Genomic DNA, 20,578 nt, shown 5'->3' with positions numbered 1-20,578 from the left:
AGATTCATGCCAGTGCCGGGCTTGCAGGGAATATGTGTCAGATCAGGGGCTTGAGGCGTATTCCACACGCAATGCAAGGACATAGCCCTGACAAATGGAAAGTAAAAGTGCAAACCATCTAACCAGTAGTGATCAGGTAGCTGCCATGCATGGAAGCGTTCCCGGAAATGGGCAAGGCCGATGCGGGAATGGCGGTCGACTGGCGGTGAGAACCGCGTTGGGCATGCCACAGGTCAATGCAGGTTGCGGCAGTCCTGGACGCAGCGCCAAGCACCTTGCCATTGGGGCTGGCGGCGCAGTGGATGACGATCAGCTTGATGGTGCGGGACACGATATTTCCTCATGCAGGATATGAGGCAAATCGTAGGGAAGGTCAGGCGTTGGGCAGATTGGGAAGGGGTTCGGTACAGCCAGGTGGCGATGAGTGATATCTGAGATTGGTAGCCCGCTAAGCCATTGCATTTTCATGCAATATGGGTATTGTCATGGTAAGGTATGTCAGGCTGCTAGTAATCGGAAAGAGTCAGCTTTCGACCAGGAGCGGCCATTGCCGAGATATGGGGCCAAGGTCTCAAATTTGGCCTAAGCGGTCATTCCTTGATGGGATCAGCAATGACCGCTTCGTAACTGAATTCCGGACGCGCTCCCTATCGGAAAGAGACGCTCACAGCATTTCTAGATCCTAAGTACACCTTTTTCATCATGCTTGGCCAGAAAATACACTCAGAATAAACAATCTTAGTTTTGCTACGCTGCTATATACCTAGAGATATGAACCTACTGCTTAAGCATGAACTAGAAGGCCCTCCGGCATCTGCTGCACAACTCGCACTTCGGCTCCATATGAATAGTAGTTCAGAGCTGGTAGTTGATCTTCCTGAAGAATGGGAAGGGGTTGTCAAAGAGGATACCGCAACCCATGAAATCTCTGCCGGGCAATTAATACTTCGGTCCCTTGTTGCTCGCAACGAACTGCTTGCTAAGTATCTTTTTGATCGCCACTTTGACAGGGACGAAATTGATGCTGCGGCCCTGTTCTCGATCGCACATACACTGTGGGTTCGAGAAATTGGTCACGAAGACTTTGTTTCTGGAAGACTGGTCTCCGCTACTCAAGTCCATCATGACTTCTTTGATCTCGCAACAAAAGCTCTTGAGGCTGGCGAACGCTGCTTCGACATATTCAATGTACTCGAAGCAACTCTTCGGTACACCACAAGCATTTCTTTTGAAAAATTATTGAAGTTTTGCAATGTTCAAGCCATCGCAATCAAAGGTGATCTGGCTTCGGGTAGGTTCTATAGTATTCTTGAAAGTTGGTTGTCGCGATATCCAGAGGTTGCGAGAGAAGTCCTCCAAAGGGAATGGAGTAGTATTAATGATGACACAGTGAATTTATTCACAGCCTCCCTGTTGGCCTTGGCTCCCCATTTTCCTCGGGAGGCCGTTAGTCTGCTATTAGATGAGGGAAACAAAGGCGATTTTTTAGAGCAGCATCACAAGGTTTGGATATGTGGGCGACTACTACTTTTACCCGATCTTTCTGCTACGGAAAGAAATCGCCTACAACTCTTCATACTCAACGGTTTCGCTCAGTTTGATGAGGTAACTCGTCTCCAGGCAATTGGATCTGCAACAACAGCGCTGCATTTAACCGACCAATTCGACGAAGCACTGTGTGAGGCCGCTGAAAAAAACAAACAAGCTGTGTTAGTGGCAATTGGAGATTCCTTATTTCAGCATTCAACCGAGCTTTACGAACAAGGAAGATTTCTGATTTGGCTCCCTTTACTCACCCAGCTAGAGTCAGAGCATAGCTTGGATGGACTTGATTTAGCGCTTTCCAAGATTTTTGAAAGATCTGTTGAAGCCCAGGACCTCATAATCGAGTTTTTATCTTCCTGGGCTATTCAAAACGCTGACGATTTCCCGATTGATAAGAAATTTGCTATTAAATTTGATCAATGTTTGTTGAAAATTAGTGGGCAGGCAGCCCTTTTTGCCAAGGTCATCACGAACTGGCTTAATCACGACGACCCAAAACTGGCTGCCGTGGTAGCTGGAATGCTGGGAGAGCTAGAATTAAGGGGTGGGCCTCCGGTGCATTTCGACCCAATAATCATTGAGAGCATGTCTGTAGAGGATCTGATATTCATCGGAGGACGTTTACTCGGCTTTGTACACAGTACCAAACAACTGTTGTCGCTTAGCCTGTCTATGCTCGATGTTGCCCCTGAAAGTTTCCCGCGAGTTATTCCACTACTGCATACCCTTATTGTTGATGAGATCGGATACGACTATCCAAGTACTACACTTAAGGCGCTGGAGAGCTTGATTGAAAATGATTGTAGGTCGGAAATACTAGAAGTGCTCAATCAGTGGAAAACCTCTCTAGAGAGTCGGATCAAAGAAACCGAAGAACTTCCTCGATTAAACGAATTAAAGCCATCGACACATCTCCAACGTCAATTTGCACTTGCCCGCGCAAAACAAATGGAAAAGTCAAGAGAAGAAGCTGCCAAGCAATCAATTTTCAGGAAAATTGCAACGCAAATATCCCTTAAGGCGGGAAAAGGATGCTTTAGTTATCACGATGGAAATTTTCGGGAGCCTAGCCAGCTATCAAGCTTCTCGTGCTCAATAGAATTACCTCGGCGAGAAGTTCTTGATCCTGTCGGTTATGCCATCCGTGGATATCGATTGAGAACAATAAAAAGGTCGGCTAAATGAAACTGATCCTGGCGCATTACCTTCGCACACTTCGCGAGCGGGATGAATTTGATCGTTTGCTACCTGAACTTGTTATCGAAATGGGATATGTCCCTTTGGGCAAGCCACAGACCGGAGTAAGGCAGTATGGAGTAGATTTTGCCGCTGTTGGGCAATCTCTTGAGGACGGAGTAAGAGAGATCCTGCTGTTCGTTATTAAGCAAGGAGACATTGGGAGAAATGATTGGCATGGAGACCCTAGAACTAGCGTGCACCCAACGTTGATCGAAGTACTCGAAGTTTATCTAACAACGCACCTTGCTCCTGAACATCAACAGCTCAGGAAAGTCGTAATCGTAGCAACAACTGGTGATCTAAAGCAGGAGCTACATCTTAACTGGAAGGGCTTTGTTGAAAGTAATCATGCAAGAGCCAAGTTTGAATTCTGGAGCGGAGACCACGTTGCATCCCTCTTGGAGCGTCACCTCTTGGATGAGCACCTTTTTGCTGAATCAGACAGAACAGATCTGCGCAAAGCCCTTGCCCTTGCAGGAGATCGAGATTATGACTTTCGCGATCTCCAGAAAGTCTTGCGTCGGCAACTTGGTTTGAACAACGATGGAACTGTTTCCGAGCCCTCGTCAAACATCCGACAACTCACTAAAGCGATCTATCGTGCGAACCTTGCAGCTCAGGTATGTGCTCATTGGGCGCAAAGTGATGGAGATCGAAAGCAGGCACTGTGGGTTGCGGAGCGAACCCTTCTTTGGACATGGCATCGCATTCAATTTACCGATCCAGCTAGCCGAAAAGAATTGTACAAAGCGCTTGGCGATCCTTGGGCCTCCTATTCGAATGCAGCAAAAGAATACGTAGAAGCAATTCAGCTACATGCATCGGTTCGCGATGGGATGGCAGGATATTGCAGAGAGAATGTTGAGTTCTCCTTGGTGTTGTTCGAGCATATCGGGTTGCTGGCAACCATTGGATTAAGCCAAGTGCTCACCCCTGTGGAAGGCGACGCCGCTAAAGAAATACAACAAAATAATGTTGAAATTGTCGGTCAGACTCTACTGAATATCATAAACAATAATAACGCCACATCGTCTCCTCGGCTGGATAGAAATGTTTGTGAACTTTGTTTGGCATTGATATTTCTCATCAGTATCGGAAGGGATGCCGAGGCGGAATTATGGTTAACAGAAATTGCGCATAGATTACATTTCAGTTTTATCACAAAACGTTCATTTCCAATTGGAACTGACTCTCTTGATGACTTAGTTGAGTTTGAAGTATCGCCAAACGAAGAGATGGCTAAAAAAATGATGAGCACTTCCTGGATGCTCGCGACGGTTGCATCATGGTGCGCTATTGGTCATTTGGAAGAACCATATTCACTACTAACTAATGGGTATGAAAAAGCGTATTCCGAAATTTGCCCTCAGCTTTGGCATCCAACGGAAGACTGGCCAAAATATTGGTATTACCAAACCTCATACTACGAGCATGGAGAGACAGAAGCACCATATTCACTTCCCAAGAATTCTGATGAGCTTCGGGCTAGGGTCGGTAAATTTAATGGATTAGAAAAATACAATTGGGCAAAGCATTCTCAAACGGCTCCAATAGGTTTGTGGCCGATTGACTTCATCGCTGCCCGACATTTCCAGTTGCCTGTTCCTGCCCATTTTTGGTTTCAAATTGCTGACTTCAGAAGTGGTCGCGTCCAGAGTTTTGTGTAAAGCTGCTATTGGCACTGTTCTGCTGAACGGCTGCTGTGGCCGATATGGGGGCTATGGGCCGATATGCTCTGACTTCCGTTTTGTGTGGTTCGCCGATGTAGTAGAAGTAAAAATGGCCCATCAGGGCCATTTTTATTCAGAACAACGAGCCTTGCCCGGTATCACTCAGCGGTACCCAGTCATCTCCCTTATCCAGAATCTCCTCAATCCTGCGGTCACACAGCCGGTAATTGGGCACCGGCACCTTGTTGACGGTGGCGTTATGGCCCAGTTCCAGGCAGTTGCTGCCGCCGTAGGTTTCCACCTGCTTGATGGTGGCACTCAGGCTGATCAGGTCGATGATGGCGCGGACGTTTTCCGGGACCAGATGCAAGGCACGCCAACAGCCCGCCTATCCATTAAATAGCCGGGCTGTTCTGCACGGGTGACTACGCGGGTTCAAGCCTGCAATTGCTGCTGTTGCTGCTGCAGACCCAGCAGGCCTTGCATCAAGTGATTGCGATAGGCATCAGACGGGTGCAGGGCCAGCAAGGCCATCACTGCCTCCAGCGTCTGGGCCTGCTCCCGCAATGCGGATTCCAGCAGGGCAAAGCCATGTGCCAACTCCTGCACCGGGCTGCGCAGCGCGGCAAAGCGGTCCTGCTGGAGCATGGCCTGCAGCAGGACGATGTGTTGGCGCATCAGGGGGAGGACGGGTGCGGTGGTTTGGTGTGTCATGCACTGCGCCCTCCCGTTGGTTGGTATAGGGCGGAGGCGGCAAGCAAGTAAACAGGGAAAATCATGAATGGTCTCCTGGAATGTTTACCTGCCGCCCGACGCCAATCGGGGGTGGCAGGCACATGGCAGGATTGGCGTACCGTTCCAGGAGCGGTGCCTCGTGAGAGGCTCCCACCATGGCCCGCCATAGAAGACGTGCAATGGTTACGGACGCGACAAAGCTTGGCCTTGTGCAAAGTCCGTCTGGAACGGGACGCCAATCCCGGTGCCGCTATTGAACGGCACGGAGGGGATTATCTAGTGCTGCGGGTGGGAAGGCAAGAAACATGGGGGTAAGGCGAGCGGGGCCAGGTGGGGCATGGTGTACGGAGCGCGGGTCGTGGATGGCAACGCAGTGCAAGCTTGCGTCAGCGGGTGACGCAAGGTTTAAACGCGACGTGCTTGCCTTAGCTGGCGGCGGGCCTGCGCCAGGTCCCAGGCGCTTTGCAGCGCCATCCAGAACTGTGCGTCCTGGCCGAACACGCAGGCCAGCCGGATGGCGGTATCCGGGCTGATGCCGCGCTTGCCGCCAATCAGTTCGTTCAGCCTGCGCCGCGAGATGCCCAGTCGTCGTGCTGCATCGGTCTGGCTCATGCCGGAGGGCGCAAGAAAGCGGCTATCCAGAAAACGGCCGGGGTGCAGCGGGGTGCGGGCACTGACGAGCGGAGTGGACATGGTGGTGGGCTTGGATAGCGTGTTGGGCTGCGTTGCTTTGCTGCCAGCGTGGGCTGGCGGCAGTTTGGTGAAGTCCGCGGTCTGGTCAGGAAAATGAAAACGTCCGGGACAGCTGATGTAACACCATCGCGGACGTTTTTCCCTAGTTTAATCCTTGAACATGCGGAAACCGCTGATCATGGTCGACACCATGCTCTGCTTGGACATGATGTCCTCGCGGATGGCGGCGTACACGTGAATCATCACGAACAGGATGATGGACCACATGCCCAGCCGGTGCCAGTTGTGTACGGTGAGGCTGTTGCCGCCAAAGGCGGAAATCACCCAGCCAAAGCCCTGGTAGGCCCAGCTCTTGGTGCCCAGGCCTTCGCCGTACAGCGCAAAGCCGGTAAAGCACATGAAGACGGCCACCCACAGGAAGCTGGCCATGGCGATCTGCCCTACCGGGTTGTGGCCGATGTATTTTTTCGGATAGCGCTCCAGAAACAGATACCAGCGCACTTCAAAGAAAAATTCCTTCCACCAGCCCTTGTCCCACACCGGCACCAGAATGATCTCGCGTGCATGGTGATTGCCCACCAGCGCCCAGTACAAGCGTCCGATCAGGCCGATGGCCAGAATGTAGCCGGCGGTGAAATGGGCAAAACGGATATAGCCCATGACAAAGTTGAAGGTGGCCTCACCGGGTACTGAAGGCAGGGGCTTGCCGATCAGGTAGCCGGTTACCGACAGGGTGATGATGCACAGCACGGTAATCCAGTGCCACAGGCGTACCGGTGCCTCGTAGACATAAACCGACGTGACCTTGCGGCCCAGGCCCTGCGGGGCGTTGCCGTCGAAGCCGTAGCTTTTCATGTTGAATCTCCTGTTTTCCCGCCGTACCGCCACGCTGCCGGCCATCCCGGGAGTGATGGGCACTCCGGCCAGCGTGGCGGACGATCAGGAAGTTCGCCAGCACCGCCTGCGGGGGGAGCGGGGCGGTGCCGACTGGTCAATCGTCGAGCCGTCTGCCGGGCAGGGGGTGCCACCGGGCGGACGGGCGCGACGAACTCAACGTACTTTCACACTCACCAGCTCGCCGCCGTCCTCGCCAATCACATGGGTGGAGCAGGCCAGGCAGGGGTCGAAGCTGTGCAGGGTGCGCAGGATTTCCAGCGGCTGATCCGGCACCGCCATCTTGGTGCCCATCAGCGAGGCTTCGTACGCGCCGATCTGGCCCTTGGCGTCACGCGGACCGGCATTCCAGGTGGTGGGTACCACGCACTGGTAGCTGTCGATGCGGGTGTCGGCAATTTTCAGCCAGTGGCCCAGCGCGCCGCGCGGTGCTTCGGTAAAGCCCACGCCCTTGGCGGCTGCCGGCCAGCTGGCCGGGTCCCACTTCTCTACGTTGGCAGTTGCCGTGTCGCCGTTCTTGATGTTGCTGATCAGGCGATCGAAGAAGTAGCGCATTTTGTTGGCGGCCCAGGACGACTCCAGCGCACGGGCGGCAGTACGGCCCAGGGTGGAGAACAAGGCTTCCTTGGGTGCGCCCAGTGCATGCAGCAGCTTGTCCACCGGTTCCTTGAACTCCGGCTTGTTCTGGTGATAGCCGATCAGGTAGCGTGCCAGCGGGCCCACTTCCATGGCGTGGCCCTTCCAGCGTGGCGACTTGATCCACGAGTACTTGGCCGATTCGTCCAGCTGCTCGATGCGGGTCTTGGTGCCCTTGTGCTTGGCACCCAGCTCGAATTTGGGCGCGGTAATGCCATCGAAGGGGTGCAGGCCCTTGCTGTCGTCGCCATAGCTGTACCAACTGTGGGTGACGAATTCCTGGATTTCATCCGGGGCGTACAGGTCGATCGGGTGGATTTCGTTGAACTTGCCGTTGATGATGGCGCCACGCGGCAGCAGCAGGCTGCTTTCGCTGTAGTCATTGGCATGGTCGGGGAAGTCGCCGTAGGACATCACGCTCTGGCTGGACAGGCCGCCACCAATGGCCGCCCAGTCCTTGTAGAAGCCGCCGATGGCGATGACGTCCGGAATGTACACCTGCTCGCAGAAGGTGATGGTGCGGTCGATGATCTGCGATACCAGGTTCAGCCGCTCCATATTGATGGCACCGACTGCACCCACGTCATCGATATTGATGGCGCAGGGCATGCCGCCCACCAGCCAGTTGGGGTGAGGGTTCTTGCCGCCAAAAATGGTGTGGATCTTGACGATTTCCTTCTGGAAATCCAGCGCTTCCAGATAGTGGGCCACGGCCATCAGGTTGGCTTCCGGCGGCAGTTTCATCGCCGGGTGACCCCAGTAGCCATTGCGGAAGGGGCCCAGCTGGCCGGATTCGACAAAGCGCTTCAGCCGCGATTGCAGGTCACGGAAATAACCGGGGCTGGACAGCGGCCAGTCGGAAATGCTCTGTGCCAGCTCGCTGGTTTTCTTCGGGTCGGCCTTGAGGGCGGACACCACGTCCACCCAGTCCAGCGCGTGCAGGTGGTAGAAGTGCACCAGGTGGTCGTGCACATACAGCGCCGCCTGCATGATGTTGCGGATCAGGTTGGCGTTTTCGGGAATCTTGATCTTCAGCGCGTCTTCCACGGCGCGCACCGAAGTCAGCGCGTGGGTGCCGGTGCATACACCGCAGATGCGCTCGACAAAGGCCCAGGCGTCACGCGGGTCACGGCCCTTGAGAATCACTTCCAGGCCGCGCCACATGGTGCCGGTGGAGACGGCATTGGTGATGATGTTGTTGCTGTCGATGTTCACTTCGCAGCGCAGATGGCCTTCGATACGGGTGACCGGGTCCACCACCACGCGGCGGCCGCTATTGTCCAGGGTAAAACCTTGGGTCTGGTAGGACATCAGACTTTCTCCTCGTTCTTGTCTTTATTCTGTGTGGCGGCCTGGTCCAGCGGCTGCAGGTCCTGCTTTTTCAGCATGGTGCTCTTGATGGCGCTGACCGCGGCATGGGCGGCAATGGCAGCCCCGGCGGTGCCGGCCACGGTAAAGCCGATCTTGTCGGCATTGGCTTCCACGCCGAACTGCGGAATGGAAGTGACGCGGTCGTAGAAGGAACCCTTGTCCCAGAAGCCTTCTTCCGAACAGCCAATGCAGCCGTGGCCGGACTGGATGGGGAAGGACACGCCGTCGTTCCAGCGCACGGTGGAACAGGCGTTATAGGTGGTGGGGCCTTTGCAGCCCATCTTGTACAGGCAGTAGCCCTTGCGCGCGCCTTCGTCGTCCCAGCTCTCGACAAACTGACCAGCGTCAAAGTGCGGGCGGCGATAGCATTTATCATGGATGCGCTGGCCGTAGAACATCTTCGGCCGGCCCTGGCGGTCCAGCTCCGGAATCTTGTCGAAGGTGACCATATAGGTGATGACGGCGGCATCACTTCCGGGATGGGCGGGCAGCCCGGCACCTTGATGACCGGCTTGTCCAGAATCACCTGATGCACCGGCGTGGCGCGGGTGGGGTTGGGCTTGGCGGCCTGCACGCAGCCCCAGCTGGCACAGGAACCCCAGGCGATCAGCGCCTTGGCATCGGCCGATACGCGCTTGAGTTTTTCCACAAAGGGTTCGCCACCGGGGAAGCAGTACATGCCGTCCTCATTGAGCGGCGGGTTGCCTTCCACGGCTACGATGTAATTGCCTTTGTGGTTCTTGATCAGGTCGTCAAGAATGGCCTCGGCCTGATGCCCGGCAGCCGCCATGATGGTGTCGTCGTAATCCAGCGAGATCAGCGACAGGATGGCGTCCTTGGCCAGCGGGTGGGCCGAGCGGATGAAGGACTCGGTACAGCAGGTGCATTCCAGGCCGTGCAGCCAGATCACCGGCACACGCGGTTTGGTTTCCAGTGCATAGGCAATGCGCGGGACAAAAGCCGAGCCCAGGCCCAGCGAGGTGGCGGTCAGGCTGCAGAACTTCAGGAAGCTGCGTCGGGTCACGCCCTGGCGACGCATGGCTTGATAGAAAGTCTCCATGTGGTTACGCTCCTCCATGCCATGCAAATGGCATTCGATGTGTTTTAATTGTTGTGCCGGATCTGCGTTGTTCGTGGTCTGTCCGGACAGGCTGGCGGTGTTGCAAGCTGTCAGTGGGTTTCAAATTCCGTGCCAGGCTTTGGGTTGTGACAAGTCTTTTAAAATCAGTGAATTGCTTTGGCGGCAAAGAAAAGTACTGCAAACTTTGTTTTCGGTTTTGCGGCAAAGTGGAAAATATCGTGCAGCTGACCGGCTGCAATTAAATAGCCAGATTCGTTTTATGGTGTTAAGTGAAAAATGTATAATGCCGCTGTAATGAACAGTAAATTGCTTACAGGTCTAGGATGATGTCTCCGCTGATGCAGCCCATAGAGCAGATTGCCTCCTCGGATATTCTCAGTTGCACGCCCGAGACGCCGGTGCATCAGGCCGCCGCCATGATGATGGAGAGCGGCTGCGGTTCCATCGTGGTGTTTGATGCGCCCGGTCATGCGTTGGGTATCTGGACCGAAACCGATGCCTTGTCGATCGATCTGACCGACCCGGTGGCACGTCGCCAGCCGATCAGCCAGGTAATGAGTACGCCGGTGGTGACCCTGTCACACCAGTTGAGCGTGCATGACGCGGTGGGGCGCTTTCGCAGCAACGGCATCCGCCATGCGCTGGTAGAGAAGCATGGCGACATTGTCGGCCTGGTTTCCCTCTCCGACGTAGTGCTGTGCCAGGGCACCGAGGCCTTTCTCGGCCTGAAGCGGCTGGATGGCATCCTGGCCCCGCCGGCAGCCATCCTGCAGGCCGATGACAGCCTGACAGCCGCCTTGAGCTGCATGCGCGAACAACAGCTGACCGCCATTGGCATACAGTTTCCCGATGGCAGCTACGGCATCCTCACCCAGCGGGATGTCGTCGGCCTGGTGGCCAGCGGTCAGACGGATGCCGACCTTGGGCACATTTGCACCCGGCCGGTGATTGGCGTGTCGGTCAGTACCAGCCTGTTGCAGGCCCGGCGTGTCATCCTGCAGCACCAGATCCGCCACCTGGCGGTTTTCGATGGTGATCAGCGTCTGGTTCACATTGTCGGTTTCCGCGAAATCATCCAGAGCATCGAGCACGAGTTCCTGCTGGAGCTGCATGGTGCACTGCGCGAGCGTGACGAAGCGCTGATCCAGTCGCGCCAGAGCCTGCTGCTGGCCGACAAGGTGTTTGAAGCCACCATGGAAGGCATTGTCATCACCGATGGCAACGGCATCATCCAGTCGGTCAACCCGGCCTTCACCCGTATTACCGGCTACAGCCGTGAGGAGGCCATCGGCAAAACCCCGGCCTTGCTCAAGTCCGGCAAGCAATCGCCGGAATTCTACGAATACCTGTGGCGCTGCCTGCGACACGATGGTGCCTGGCAGGGCGAGGTGGTGAACCGCCGCAAGAACGGCCTGTTGTACACCGAGCATCTGAGCATTACCGCCATACGTGACGAGCGCGGCGAATGCCTGCACTACGTGGCCGTATTTTCCGACATTACCCAGCGCAAGCAGGCCGAGGAACGCCTGCACTTCCTGGCCAATCATGATGCACTGACCGGCCTGCCCAACCGTACCCTGTTCATCGAAAAACTGCAGTCGGCGGTGGAGCAGGCGCGGCAGTTCGATCGCCGCTTTGCCTTGCTGTTCATCGACCTGGACCGCTTCAAGATGGTGAACGACACCCTGGGGCATCATGCCGGTGACGAGCTGCTGGTGCGCATTGCCAGCGAGCTGCAACGCATCGTGCCCAATCTGTCCACCGTGGCGCGCCTGTCCGGCGACGAATTCACCGTGCTGCTGGAGAACATCGTCACCGTGCAGCAGGTGGCCAGCCGGGCGCAGAGCATTCTGGATGCCATTTCCGCTGAGTCCACCGTGGCCGGGCAGGGCGTGTTCATTTCGGCCAGTATCGGCATCAGCATGTTCCCGGAAGACGGTGCCATGGCGGATGCCCTGCTGGTGAATGCCGACACCGCCATGTACCGTGCCAAGGAGCGTGGCAAGAACAATTTCCAGTTTTACACCGCCGACATGAATGCGCGGGCGATAGAGCGGCTGAAGATGGAATACAGCCTGCACCGCGCACTGGCGCAGGATGAACTGGAAGTGTGGTACCAGCCCAAGGTGGAACTGGCCTCGGGCCGCATCATCGGCGGCGAAGCCTTGCTGCGCTGGCAGCATCCGGACATGGGGCTGATCTCCCCGGCGCAGTTCATTCCCATTGCCGAGGAAAGCTCGCTCATCACCAGCATCGGCGAATGGGTACTGGACAACAGCTGTGCTTCCATCCGTCGCTGGCGTGACGCCGGTCTGTTGCAGGGGCGTATTGCAGTGAATGTATCCGGCCGGCAGCTGAAGTACTCCAGCATTGTCGACACGGTGGCTCAGGCGCTGGAACGCATGGCCTGCCCAGCAGCGCGCTGGAGCTGGAAATCACCGAAAGCGTGGCCATGGATGAAGACAGTGGCATGGTGGAGGTGTTGCACCGCCTGCAGGCGCTGGGCATTTACCTGTCGATTGACGATTTCGGCACCGGCTATTCCAGCCTGTCCTACCTCAAGCGACTACCGGTGCGCGGCCTGAAGATTGATCAGAGCTTCATCATGGACCTGCATCAGGACCGGGACGATGCCGCCATCACCCAGGCCATCATTTCCATTGCCCGCAGCCTGGGGCTGGATCTGGTGGCCGAAGGGGTGGAGCTGGATGAGCAGCGTCACTTCCTGGTAGAACAGGGCTGTGATTGCGGGCAGGGTTATCTGTTCAGCAAGCCGGTGCCTGCCGCTGTATTCGAAAGCCTGCTGCGCGCCCAACAGGGCTAGACATCGCCAGCTGCCGGGCTGGCATGCCGGCAGTGGCTGCGATATGCTGAGCGGATGCCTCGTTCGCCAGCCACGCCTTCTTCTGCCTCCAGCCAGTCACAGCCCTTGTTCTGGCGTGACCCGGCCTTGCCCTTCCTGGAAATCCGCACGGTACAGGACGGGCGGCAGGTGTGTTACGCCCGTCACTCGCACGAGCATTTTTCCATTGGTGCCATCACTGGCGGTGTCAGCACTTACCTGAGCCTGCAAGACCGCTATCAGGTGGCGCATGGCAGCGTGGTGCTGATGAATCCGGGTGAGGTGCATGCCTGTAATCCGATTGCCAATCAGGCATGGTCCTACCACATGCTGTATGTGGATACCGCCTGGCTGGCGCAACTGCAAGTCGAACTCGGGCTGAGTGCCAATCAGGATTTCCATTGTTTTTCCCCGCGCTTGAGCGAGGATGCACGCCTGTTTGGCGAACTGCAGCAACTGGTGGCTACTTGCCGGACCCCGGATATGGCCCTGCTTGGCAAGCAGGAGGCGGCCACAAGCTTCTTTGCGCAGTTGCACAGCCGCTTGCACACCGTGACGCCGGACAGCACCGAGCAGCACCGGCGCTTGCAACGGGTGGCTGAGTTCATTGACGACCAATACGCCAGTGACCTGCGGCTGGAAGACATCTGCGCCGCTTCCTCCCTTTCTGCTTCTTATCTGATTCGCGCCTTCCGCCAGCGCTATCACATGACGCCGCATGAATATCTGCTGGACCGGCGCATCCGGCGCGGCAAGACACTGCTGCGCAGTGGCCAGTCCATCGCCCAGGTCGCGCAGACCCTGGGCTTTGCCGACCAGGCCCACTTCCAGCGCACCTTCAAGCGGCTGGTGGCGGCCACGCCCGGTCAGTACTGCCGCAGCAGCGGCTGAATCACTCCAGTAGCAAGTAGAGCGCGCTGCCAGCCAGCAGCAGGGACAACAGGCGGTTGAACAGCCGCACATGCCTGGGTTCGCGCAAATACGGCTGCAAGCGCGCTCCCGCCCATGCCCAGCAGGCAATCGACCCATAGCAGATGACAAAATAAATGGCGGCAAAACGCCATACCAGCAGTGTGTCACCCTGGCTGGCAAATGCCCCCATGCCGGCCAGCGAAGCCAGCCAGGCCTTGGGATTCAGCCACTGCATCAGTGCGCCCTGGCGAAACGAAGGCCGCTGGCTGCTGGTGTGCAGTTCGCCATTATCCCGGGCCAGTTTCCAGGCCAGATACAGCAAAAACGCGACCCCGGCATACTGGATCAGCCGGGCAGCGGCAGGCAGTCCGTCCAGCAGTTCGGCAAGACCAAGGCCGGTCAGCAGGAACAGCACGGTAAAGCCGATGGTGGCACCGCTGACATGGCGCAGGCTGGGCAGGAAGCCATGGCTGACGCCACAGCCGAAAGCCACGATATTCACCGGACCGGGTGAGATGGAAGCGGCCAGCGCAAAGGCGGCCATGGAGAGCAGGACTTGCATGTCTATCCTCGACGGGTGGGAACAGTCTGAGAAGATAGAGCGCCAGTTGCGTCCGGTATTGAAGAAAATTGCCCACCGCATGGGGTAAGGACAACTGCGGCAGGCAAGAAAAAAAGGATGCCGGAGCATCCCTTTTTGTCTGCCAGAGGGCAGGGTGTTACTGCTGGATCTTGGCCTGGGCTTTCAGGTCGCCAACGAATTTCTCGATGCGGGCGCCCATGATGCGCTGGGTCAGCTGCGGACGGGCATCGTCCAGAGACGGCACGTTGCGTTCGGTGCGGACGTCGTCCAGCTTGATCACGTGCCAGCCAAACTGGGTTTTCACCGGCTTGGCAGTAACCTGGCCCTTGCTCAGCTTGGCCATGGCGTCAGAGAATTCCGGCACGAAAGTGCCAGCTTCCTGCCAACCCAGATCGCCACCGTTACCCTTGCTGCCCGGGTCCTTGGACTTTTCCTTGGCCAGTTGGTCGAAAGCCTTGCCCTTGCGCAGGGCTTCGATCACGGCCTTGGCTTCGGCTTCGCTGCCTACCAGAATGTGGCGGGCGTGGTATTGCTTGGTTTCCGGTACCGATGCAACCAGCTTGTCGTATTCGGCTTTCAGTTGTTCATCCGTTACCGGGTTGGCTTTCTGGAAATCGCGGATCACGCGGTTGGCCAGGGCCATGGCTTCCATGTTCTGCAGCTCGGCCTTGAATTCCGGAGTCTTGTCCAGGCCCTTCTTCACGGCTTCCTGACGCAGTACTTCGGCGGTGATCAGTTGATCCTTCACCATGTCCTTGGTCTTGTCGTCAGCAGCCTGGCCTTGGGAGGCCATCATCTGTACCACGGCGTCGATACGCGCCTGGGAGATCTCATTGCCATTCACGGACGGGCCGGCAGCGAGGACGGCAGTGGTGCTCAGGGCGGCCAGCAGGGCGCTTGCCAGCAAAGTCTTGCGCATATTGTATTTCCTGTTGTTACGACGGGGTGGTGTTACTGGATTTTCGCCTTGCTGCGCAAATCATCCACTGCCTTGGCAATGGCTTCTTCCTGCAGCTGACGCTCGATTTGCGGCTTTACTTCTGCCAGCGGCGGCAGTTTGGCATCACGGATGTCTTCTACCTTGAAGATGATCCAGCCTACGCGGGTCTGCATCGGCTTGCTGCTGAACTGACCCTTTTTCAGGTCTTTCAGGATGTCAGCCAGTTGCGGCTCCATGCGTGCGAGATTACCCCAGCCCATGTCACCGCCATTTTGCTTGGCTGCCGGGTCCAGTGAGCGGGTTTTGGCCAGCTCGTCAAACTTGGCACCCTTTTTCAGGCTGTCGATGATCTTCATCGCATCAGCTTCGCTGCCAACGGTAATCTGGCGGGCGTGGATGTCCTTGGTACCGGCAAACTTGCTTTGGGTCTGGTTGTAGCGTTCTTGCAGCTGGGCATCAGTGATCGGGATGTTCTTTACCAGGTCGGCAAACAGCGCTTCACGCAGCATGTCCTGACGCACTTCTTCCATGCGCTTGATAAAGGCCGGTTGCTGGTCCAGCTTGCGGTTCTGCGCTTCTTGCAGAATCACTTCACGGTTGATCAGGGTGTCCTTCACCTGCTGACGCAGGGCAGGGGAATCCTGCACATTGCCATTGCTGTTCTGTACGACAACGGCCACAGCGTTGTCCAGATCGGTCTTGTCGATGGACTTGCCATTGACGGTGGCAATGGATTCGGCCAGGGCCGGAACGCTGATGGTTGCGGCCAGCAGCAAGGCGGCGATGTGGTTCTTTTTCATTGACGGTTCTTCCTCGGAATCAAAGTTCTTCAGGTGTCAGTGCGCGGATGGCCAGCGCATGCACCCGGGTTTTCATCAAGTCGCCAAGTGTCGCGTAGACCAGGCGGTGACGGGCGACGCTGTTCAGACCGGCAAAGCGGGTGGAGACAATCAGGACATCGTAATGACCGCCGCCCGAACGTGCACCGGCATGGCCGGCATGTGCCGCGCTGTCGTCATGGATTTCCAGATGTTCCGGGGCCAGCTGCAGCAAGGCGGCCTGCAGCAGTGCGACGGTATCGCTCATGCCGGGAATACCTTGCGGAAGGGCTTCACCTCCACCGCGGCGTAAACGCCGGCGGCGACATAGGGGTCGGCATCGGCCCAGTTGCGGGCTTCTTCCAGGCTGGCAAATTCAGCCACGATCAGGCTGCCGGTAAAACCGGCGCTGCCCGGATCCACGCTGTCGATGGCCGGGCAGGGGCCGGCCAGTACCAGGCGGCCTTGTTCCTGCAAGGCGGACAGACGGGCCAGATGTTCCGGACGTGCAGCAAGACGCTTTTCCAGGGAGCCGGGGTGATCCTGGCCGCTGATGATATACAGCATTATTTCTTTTCCTCGATGTATTTGGACAGGAACAGGCTTTGCGCAATGACGAACACCACCATCAGGCCCAGACTGCCAAACAGTTTGAAGCTCAGCCAGATTTCGCGGCTGAAATTGAAAGCCACATACAGATTGAGTGCGCCCATGGAGGCAAAAAACACGGCCCAGGCATAGGCCAGCTTGCGCCAGATGGGCTGCGGCAACTGGATTTGCTCACCCATCAGCAGTTTCAGACCGTTCTTGCCCATGAAGTCACTCACCAGCAAGGCGATGGCCATCAGCCAGTACAGCACGGTGAATTTCCAGATGATGAACAGGTCGTTGTGGGAAATCACGGTAGCCGCACCCAGCACCACGCTGAGGACCAGGTTGATCCATTGCATGGCATCCACCTTGCGGTGCTTGAACCAGGTCCAGGCAAACAGCAGGGCGGTTGCTGCCACCAGAACCTTGGTGGCCAGGAACATGTCATGGGTAATCAGGTAACTGCCGAAGAACAGGGCTACCGGAAGGAAGTCGGATAAGAATTTCATGCGGCTGATTATGGGGGCAGCCTGCCTGTTATACAAGACAGGAGCAGGCTGCGAAAATGACATAAGTGTTAACGATTGCTTTGCTTGACCACGCTCAGCGCCGTGGCCACCAGGGCGCTGACATCGGCCACATTGGCCGGCAGGATGACGGTATTGTTCTGCTTGGCCAGCTGGGCAAAGGCGGCAACATACTGCTCTGCCACCTTGAGGTTAACTGCTTCGATACCGCCGTCCACCTTCACTGCCTCGGCGACGCGCCGCACTGCGTCTGCCGTGGCATCGGCCACCAGGCGCAGTGCTTCGGCTTCACCCTGTGCCTTGTTGATGGCAGCCTGCTTGTTGCCTTCCGAGTTATTGATGGTGGCCTGCATTTCGCCCTGGGACTTCTGGATGGCCGCTTCACGCGCACCGTTGGCCAGGTTGATCTGCTCCATCTTCACCCCTTCGGACTGGGCAATGCGGGCGCGTTTTTCCCGCTCGGCGGTAATCTGTGCCTGCATCGAATGCAGGATGTCCTGCGGCGGCACCAAGTCCTTGATTTCATAGCGCAGCACCTTCACCCCCCAGTTGATGGCGGCTTCATCCAGCGAGGCCACCACGATCTGGTTGATCTCATCACGCTCTTCGAATGTCTTGTCCAGCTCCATCTTGCCGATTACCGAGCGCAAGGTGGTTTGCGACAGCTGGGTGATGGCCAGCAGGTAGTCGCTGGTGCCGTAGGAAGCGCGTTGCGGGTCGGTTACCTGGAAATACAGGATGCCGTCCACCTTCAACTGGGTATTGTCGCGGGTGATGCAGATCTGGCTGGGGACATCCAGCGGTACTTCCTTCAGGCTGTGCTTGTAGGCCAGCCGGTCGATGAAGGGGATGAGGATGTTCAGCCCCGGTGTCAGGGTGGCGTGATAGCGGCCCAGCCGCTCCACGATATAGGCATGCTGTTGCGGCACCACCTTGACCGACTTGATGATGAAGATCACCACGGCAGCAAACAGGACAATGACGAATTCCATGATTATCGGCTTTCTTGTTGTGGGGTGGTAAGGAGCAGTACATTGCCGTCGCGCCCGGCGATGGCGGCGCTGTCACCCGGTGCCAGCGCGCTGGCATCCTGTGCACGGGCCTGCCATTCGGTACCGCGATAATGCACACGCAGGTTTTGCTTGTCGATCCGGCTGATTACGCGCACCAGCTGGCCGATGTCCGGATCGTCCGGGGCTGCCTTGCCTGGCAGCGCAGCAGGTGGCTGTCGTTTGCGCCAGCGGCTTACCGCCACCACACCGGCAATGCCGCCCAGGCTGGCCAGTGTCCAGCACAGTGCCTCACTGCCGCCCAGCAGGCTGGCAACGCCACCGGCGGCCAGCGCCACCGCGATGACCAGCAAGTAGAACGTGCCGGACATGAATTCGGCCATCAGCGCCAGCAATGCGCCGATCAGCCACAGGGTAGGAGTCAAGGTTAGCCTGCTTTCATGACGAAAGATTAGGCATTCTCATGCCGAAACGGGTCCAAGACAACTGCTTTCAGCGGTGGTCCGGGTCAGGGAGGGTAGAGCGCAAAGCGACAGCTTGCGCTGGATCAAGCCAGAACTTTTCCAGTGCCAGCCAGCAGGCTTCCAGCAGTAGGGTCAGGCAGATCAGTAGCAGGTTCATCGCATGACTCCCGGAGGGTTGAACGGTTAATGGCGCACGCTGGCGGGAAAGCACGCTACCATGCGCTAATGACTAAGACTTCAGGACAGGTATAAATGTTTCAACTGGCAGCCCCTGTTGCTGCAGAAATCGAAATCAAAAAAAGCCGCTTTCTTGCCTTTGTGTACCCGGTTTCCCGGCGTGAAGAAGCCATGCAGCATCTCGATGCACTGCGCGCCCGCTATCCCGATGCCCGTCATTACTGCGCAGTACTGCTGGTGGATGGCGACTCCATGCTGGATGACGATGGCGAGCCTTCCGGCACGGCGGCCCGTCCCATGTATAACGTACTGATGCACAAGCAATTGCATAATGTGCTGGCCGTGGTGGTGCGCTATTTTGGTGGCGTCAAGCTGGGTGCCGGTGGCCTGGTGCGGGCATATACCCAGGCCCTGAACGAAGCGCTGCTGCTGTCGCAAGCAGTGCCGGTGGTGGTGATGACGCAATGCCGCGCCCGTATTGCCTTTGCGGACGAGGCACGCTTTCGCCGGCATTGTGAAGCCTTGCAGATTGCCGTGCTGTCTGCCGACTATGGTGAACAGGTGGAACTGAGCCTCAGCCTGCCTCAAAACCAGTGCACCAGCCTGCAAATGCGCTTGCACGACCTGTTGGCCGGTGAGGTATATTTCATGACGCACGAAAATTAATCTCGCTGCCGGAGTGGCATCTGCATTTCCGGTGTAGCGGTCCATCACAGTATTCAGGCCGGCTTGTCTGGCCAAGCGGGGAGAATGACATGTCGCAGCAGCAATACCGTCTGGTGACACGCAGTGATTTTGACGGCCTGGTGTGTGCCGTGCTGTTGAATGAGCTGGGTATGGTGAATGACATCAAGTTTGTCCATCCCAAGGACATGCAGGATGGCAAGATTGAAATCACCGAGCGGGACATCACCACCAACCTGCCGTATGTGCCCGGTGCGTATCTGGCATTCGACCACCATTTTTCTGAAACCCTGCGCAACGAGCAGCATGCCAATCACATCATCGACCCGGCCGCGCCTTCCGCAGCCCGTGTGGTGTACGACCATTTTGGTGGCAAGCAGGCATTTCCGCGCATCAGTGACGAAATGATGGCTGCGGTGGACAAGGCCGACTCTGCCCAGTTCTCCCGCGAAGAAATCCTCAACCCCACCGGCTGGGTGCTGCTCAATTACCTGATGGATGCGCGAACCGGTCTTGGCCGCTTCCGTAATTTCACCGTCAGCAACTATCAGCTGATGATGGATTTGATCGGCTATTGCCGCGACCACAGCATCGAGGAGATCCTGGCCTTGCCGGATGTGAAGGAGCGGGTGGACCTGTACATGCAGTATCAGGACCAGGCGCGCGAACAGATCGCCCGTTGTGCCAAGGTGCATGGCAATCTGGTGCTGCTGAACCTGTTGCTGGAGGAAACCATTTACCCGGCCAACCGCTTCCTGGTGTATGCCATGTACCCGGAATGCAATATTTCCATCCACATGATGTGGGGCCTGAACAAGCAGAACATCGTGTTTGCCACCGGCAAATCCATCATCGACCGCAGCAGCCGTACCAATGTCGGCGCGCTGATGTTGCAATACGGCGGTGGTGGCCATGAAGCTGCCGGGACGTGCCAGGTCAGCGTGGATCAATACGAAGATATTCGCGACGAGCTGATTTCGCGCATTCGCGCACAGGGCTGATACGCCGGGCACGGTACAAGAAACAAGGCCGCCTCTCTGGCGGCCTTGTTTTTGCTGCGACTGGCTGCTGGCAGGGCTGGTCTTACAGTGTCTTTAGCAGTTCCAGCGCCTGGTGCAGGTCGTCACATACCGCCAGCGCTCCCGTGGTCTGGTGGGCTTGCGGTT

Annotated in this window: 21 protein-coding genes and 2 pseudogenes; 7 read left to right on the top strand and 16 right to left on the bottom strand. The window is 57.0% G+C overall.

Features of this window, described 5'->3' with window-relative positions:
- Positions 1-118: 118 nt before the first annotated feature.
- On the bottom strand, positions 119-331 hold the full coding sequence (locus AWT75_RS11855) for a hypothetical protein (protein WP_062789282.1): 213 nt from the start codon (positions 329-331) through the stop codon (positions 119-121).
- A gap of 440 nt (positions 332-771) precedes the next feature.
- On the opposite strand from AWT75_RS11855, the gene AWT75_RS11850 reads away from it, so the two are divergent.
- Complete coding sequence (locus AWT75_RS11850) at positions 772-2,730, top strand: hypothetical protein (protein ID WP_062789280.1); 1,959 nt, start codon at positions 772-774, stop codon at positions 2,728-2,730.
- Complete coding sequence (locus tag AWT75_RS11845; RefSeq protein WP_062789278.1) at positions 2,727-4,451, top strand: hypothetical protein; 1,725 nt, start codon at positions 2,727-2,729, stop codon at positions 4,449-4,451. Before AWT75_RS11850 ends, AWT75_RS11845 begins: the two co-directional genes overlap by 4 nt.
- 136 nt (positions 4,452-4,587) lie before the next feature.
- Here AWT75_RS11845 and AWT75_RS11840 read toward each other — a convergent pair whose 3' ends face one another.
- The 6 genes and pseudogenes from AWT75_RS11840 to AWT75_RS11815 all read right to left on the bottom strand — a co-directional run bounded on the left by AWT75_RS11840 (position 4,588) and on the right by AWT75_RS11815 (position 9,822).
- Positions 4,588-4,824 (bottom strand): hypothetical protein, encoded by a 237-nt coding sequence (locus AWT75_RS11840; RefSeq protein WP_062789276.1) that lies wholly within the window; start codon positions 4,822-4,824, stop codon positions 4,588-4,590.
- Positions 4,825-4,889: 65 nt separating this feature from the next.
- The gene (locus AWT75_RS11835) at positions 4,890-5,168 is read right to left on the bottom strand and encodes a hypothetical protein (protein ID WP_153013313.1); all 279 of its coding nucleotides are present in this window, start codon (positions 5,166-5,168) and stop codon (positions 4,890-4,892) included.
- Between the two features lie 426 nt (positions 5,169-5,594).
- Positions 5,595-5,882: a HigA family addiction module antitoxin gene (locus AWT75_RS11830; protein WP_045845126.1), complete on the bottom strand. Its 288-nt coding sequence runs from the start codon at positions 5,880-5,882 to the stop codon at positions 5,595-5,597.
- A 147-nt stretch (positions 5,883-6,029) separates the two neighbouring features.
- Positions 6,030-6,737: a Ni/Fe-hydrogenase, b-type cytochrome subunit gene (cybH, locus tag AWT75_RS11825; RefSeq protein WP_045845125.1), complete on the bottom strand. Its 708-nt coding sequence runs from the start codon at positions 6,735-6,737 to the stop codon at positions 6,030-6,032.
- 195 nt (positions 6,738-6,932) lie between these two features.
- Positions 6,933-8,723 carry a nickel-dependent hydrogenase large subunit gene (locus AWT75_RS11820; RefSeq protein WP_062789272.1) on the bottom strand — a complete coding sequence of 597 codons (1,791 nt, stop codon included), beginning with the start codon at positions 8,721-8,723 and terminating at the stop codon, positions 6,933-6,935.
- Positions 8,723-9,822 (bottom strand): annotated as a pseudogene (locus AWT75_RS11815) (hydrogenase small subunit). The gene AWT75_RS11820 and the pseudogene AWT75_RS11815 overlap by 1 nt, the downstream one beginning before the upstream one ends.
- Before the next feature lie 19 nt (positions 9,823-9,841).
- Here AWT75_RS11815 and AWT75_RS21295 point away from each other — a divergent pair.
- The 3 genes and pseudogenes from AWT75_RS21295 (at position 9,842) to AWT75_RS11805 (ending at position 13,597) form a co-directional block, all read left to right on the top strand.
- Positions 9,842-10,159: a hypothetical protein gene (locus tag AWT75_RS21295; RefSeq protein WP_131359387.1), complete on the top strand. Its 318-nt coding sequence runs from the start codon at positions 9,842-9,844 to the stop codon at positions 10,157-10,159.
- Between the two features lie 28 nt (positions 10,160-10,187).
- Positions 10,188-12,688, top strand: a pseudogene (locus tag AWT75_RS11810) (EAL domain-containing protein).
- A gap of 54 nt (positions 12,689-12,742) precedes the next feature.
- Complete coding sequence (locus AWT75_RS11805) at positions 12,743-13,597, top strand: helix-turn-helix transcriptional regulator (protein ID WP_062789270.1); 855 nt, start codon at positions 12,743-12,745, stop codon at positions 13,595-13,597.
- 1 nt (position 13,598) lies between these two features.
- On the opposite strand, the gene AWT75_RS11800 is transcribed toward AWT75_RS11805, so the two are convergent.
- From AWT75_RS11800 to AWT75_RS23505, 9 genes are all read right to left on the bottom strand, one after another.
- Positions 13,599-14,180, bottom strand: coding sequence for a LysE family translocator (locus AWT75_RS11800; protein WP_045845121.1), 582 nt, complete (start codon positions 14,178-14,180; stop codon positions 13,599-13,601).
- A 157-nt stretch (positions 14,181-14,337) separates the two neighbouring features.
- On the bottom strand, positions 14,338-15,120 hold the full coding sequence (locus AWT75_RS11795) for a peptidylprolyl isomerase (protein WP_045845120.1): 783 nt from the start codon (positions 15,118-15,120) through the stop codon (positions 14,338-14,340).
- 32 nt (positions 15,121-15,152) lie between these two features.
- Positions 15,153-15,941 carry a peptidylprolyl isomerase gene (locus AWT75_RS11790; RefSeq protein WP_062789268.1) on the bottom strand — a complete coding sequence of 263 codons (789 nt, stop codon included), beginning with the start codon at positions 15,939-15,941 and terminating at the stop codon, positions 15,153-15,155.
- Between the two features lie 19 nt (positions 15,942-15,960).
- Complete coding sequence (locus AWT75_RS11785) at positions 15,961-16,227, bottom strand: BolA family protein (RefSeq protein ID WP_062789266.1); 267 nt, start codon at positions 16,225-16,227, stop codon at positions 15,961-15,963.
- Positions 16,224-16,526 (bottom strand): YciI family protein, encoded by a 303-nt coding sequence (locus AWT75_RS11780; protein WP_045845117.1) that lies wholly within the window; start codon positions 16,524-16,526, stop codon positions 16,224-16,226. Before AWT75_RS11780 ends, AWT75_RS11785 begins: the two co-directional genes overlap by 4 nt.
- The gene (locus tag AWT75_RS11775; protein WP_062789264.1) at positions 16,526-17,059 is read right to left on the bottom strand and encodes a septation protein A; all 534 of its coding nucleotides are present in this window, start codon (positions 17,057-17,059) and stop codon (positions 16,526-16,528) included. Before AWT75_RS11775 ends, AWT75_RS11780 begins: the two co-directional genes overlap by 1 nt.
- Before the next feature lie 68 nt (positions 17,060-17,127).
- Positions 17,128-18,069, bottom strand: coding sequence for an SPFH domain-containing protein (locus AWT75_RS11770; RefSeq protein ID WP_045845115.1), 942 nt, complete (start codon positions 18,067-18,069; stop codon positions 17,128-17,130).
- A gap of 2 nt (positions 18,070-18,071) precedes the next feature.
- Positions 18,072-18,512, bottom strand: coding sequence for an NfeD family protein (locus tag AWT75_RS11765; protein WP_062789259.1), 441 nt, complete (start codon positions 18,510-18,512; stop codon positions 18,072-18,074).
- Between the two features lie 67 nt (positions 18,513-18,579).
- Positions 18,580-18,708, bottom strand: a complete 129-nt coding sequence (locus tag AWT75_RS23505; protein ID WP_275575739.1) for a hypothetical protein — start codon at positions 18,706-18,708, stop codon at positions 18,580-18,582.
- A 95-nt stretch (positions 18,709-18,803) separates the two neighbouring features.
- On the opposite strand from AWT75_RS23505, the gene AWT75_RS11760 reads away from it, so the two are divergent.
- Complete coding sequence (locus tag AWT75_RS11760; RefSeq protein WP_045845114.1) at positions 18,804-19,394, top strand: IMPACT family protein; 591 nt, start codon at positions 18,804-18,806, stop codon at positions 19,392-19,394.
- A gap of 89 nt (positions 19,395-19,483) precedes the next feature.
- Positions 19,484-20,413: a DHH family phosphoesterase gene (locus tag AWT75_RS11755; protein WP_062789257.1), complete on the top strand. Its 930-nt coding sequence runs from the start codon at positions 19,484-19,486 to the stop codon at positions 20,411-20,413.
- The last annotated feature ends 165 nt before the right edge of the window (positions 20,414-20,578 follow it).

This window comes from Aquitalea pelogenes, assembly GCF_001515305.1.
Taxonomy (GTDB): Bacteria; Pseudomonadota; Gammaproteobacteria; order Burkholderiales; family Chromobacteriaceae; genus Aquitalea; species Aquitalea pelogenes.
This window is presented reverse-complemented; position numbering and strand designations above follow the sequence as displayed.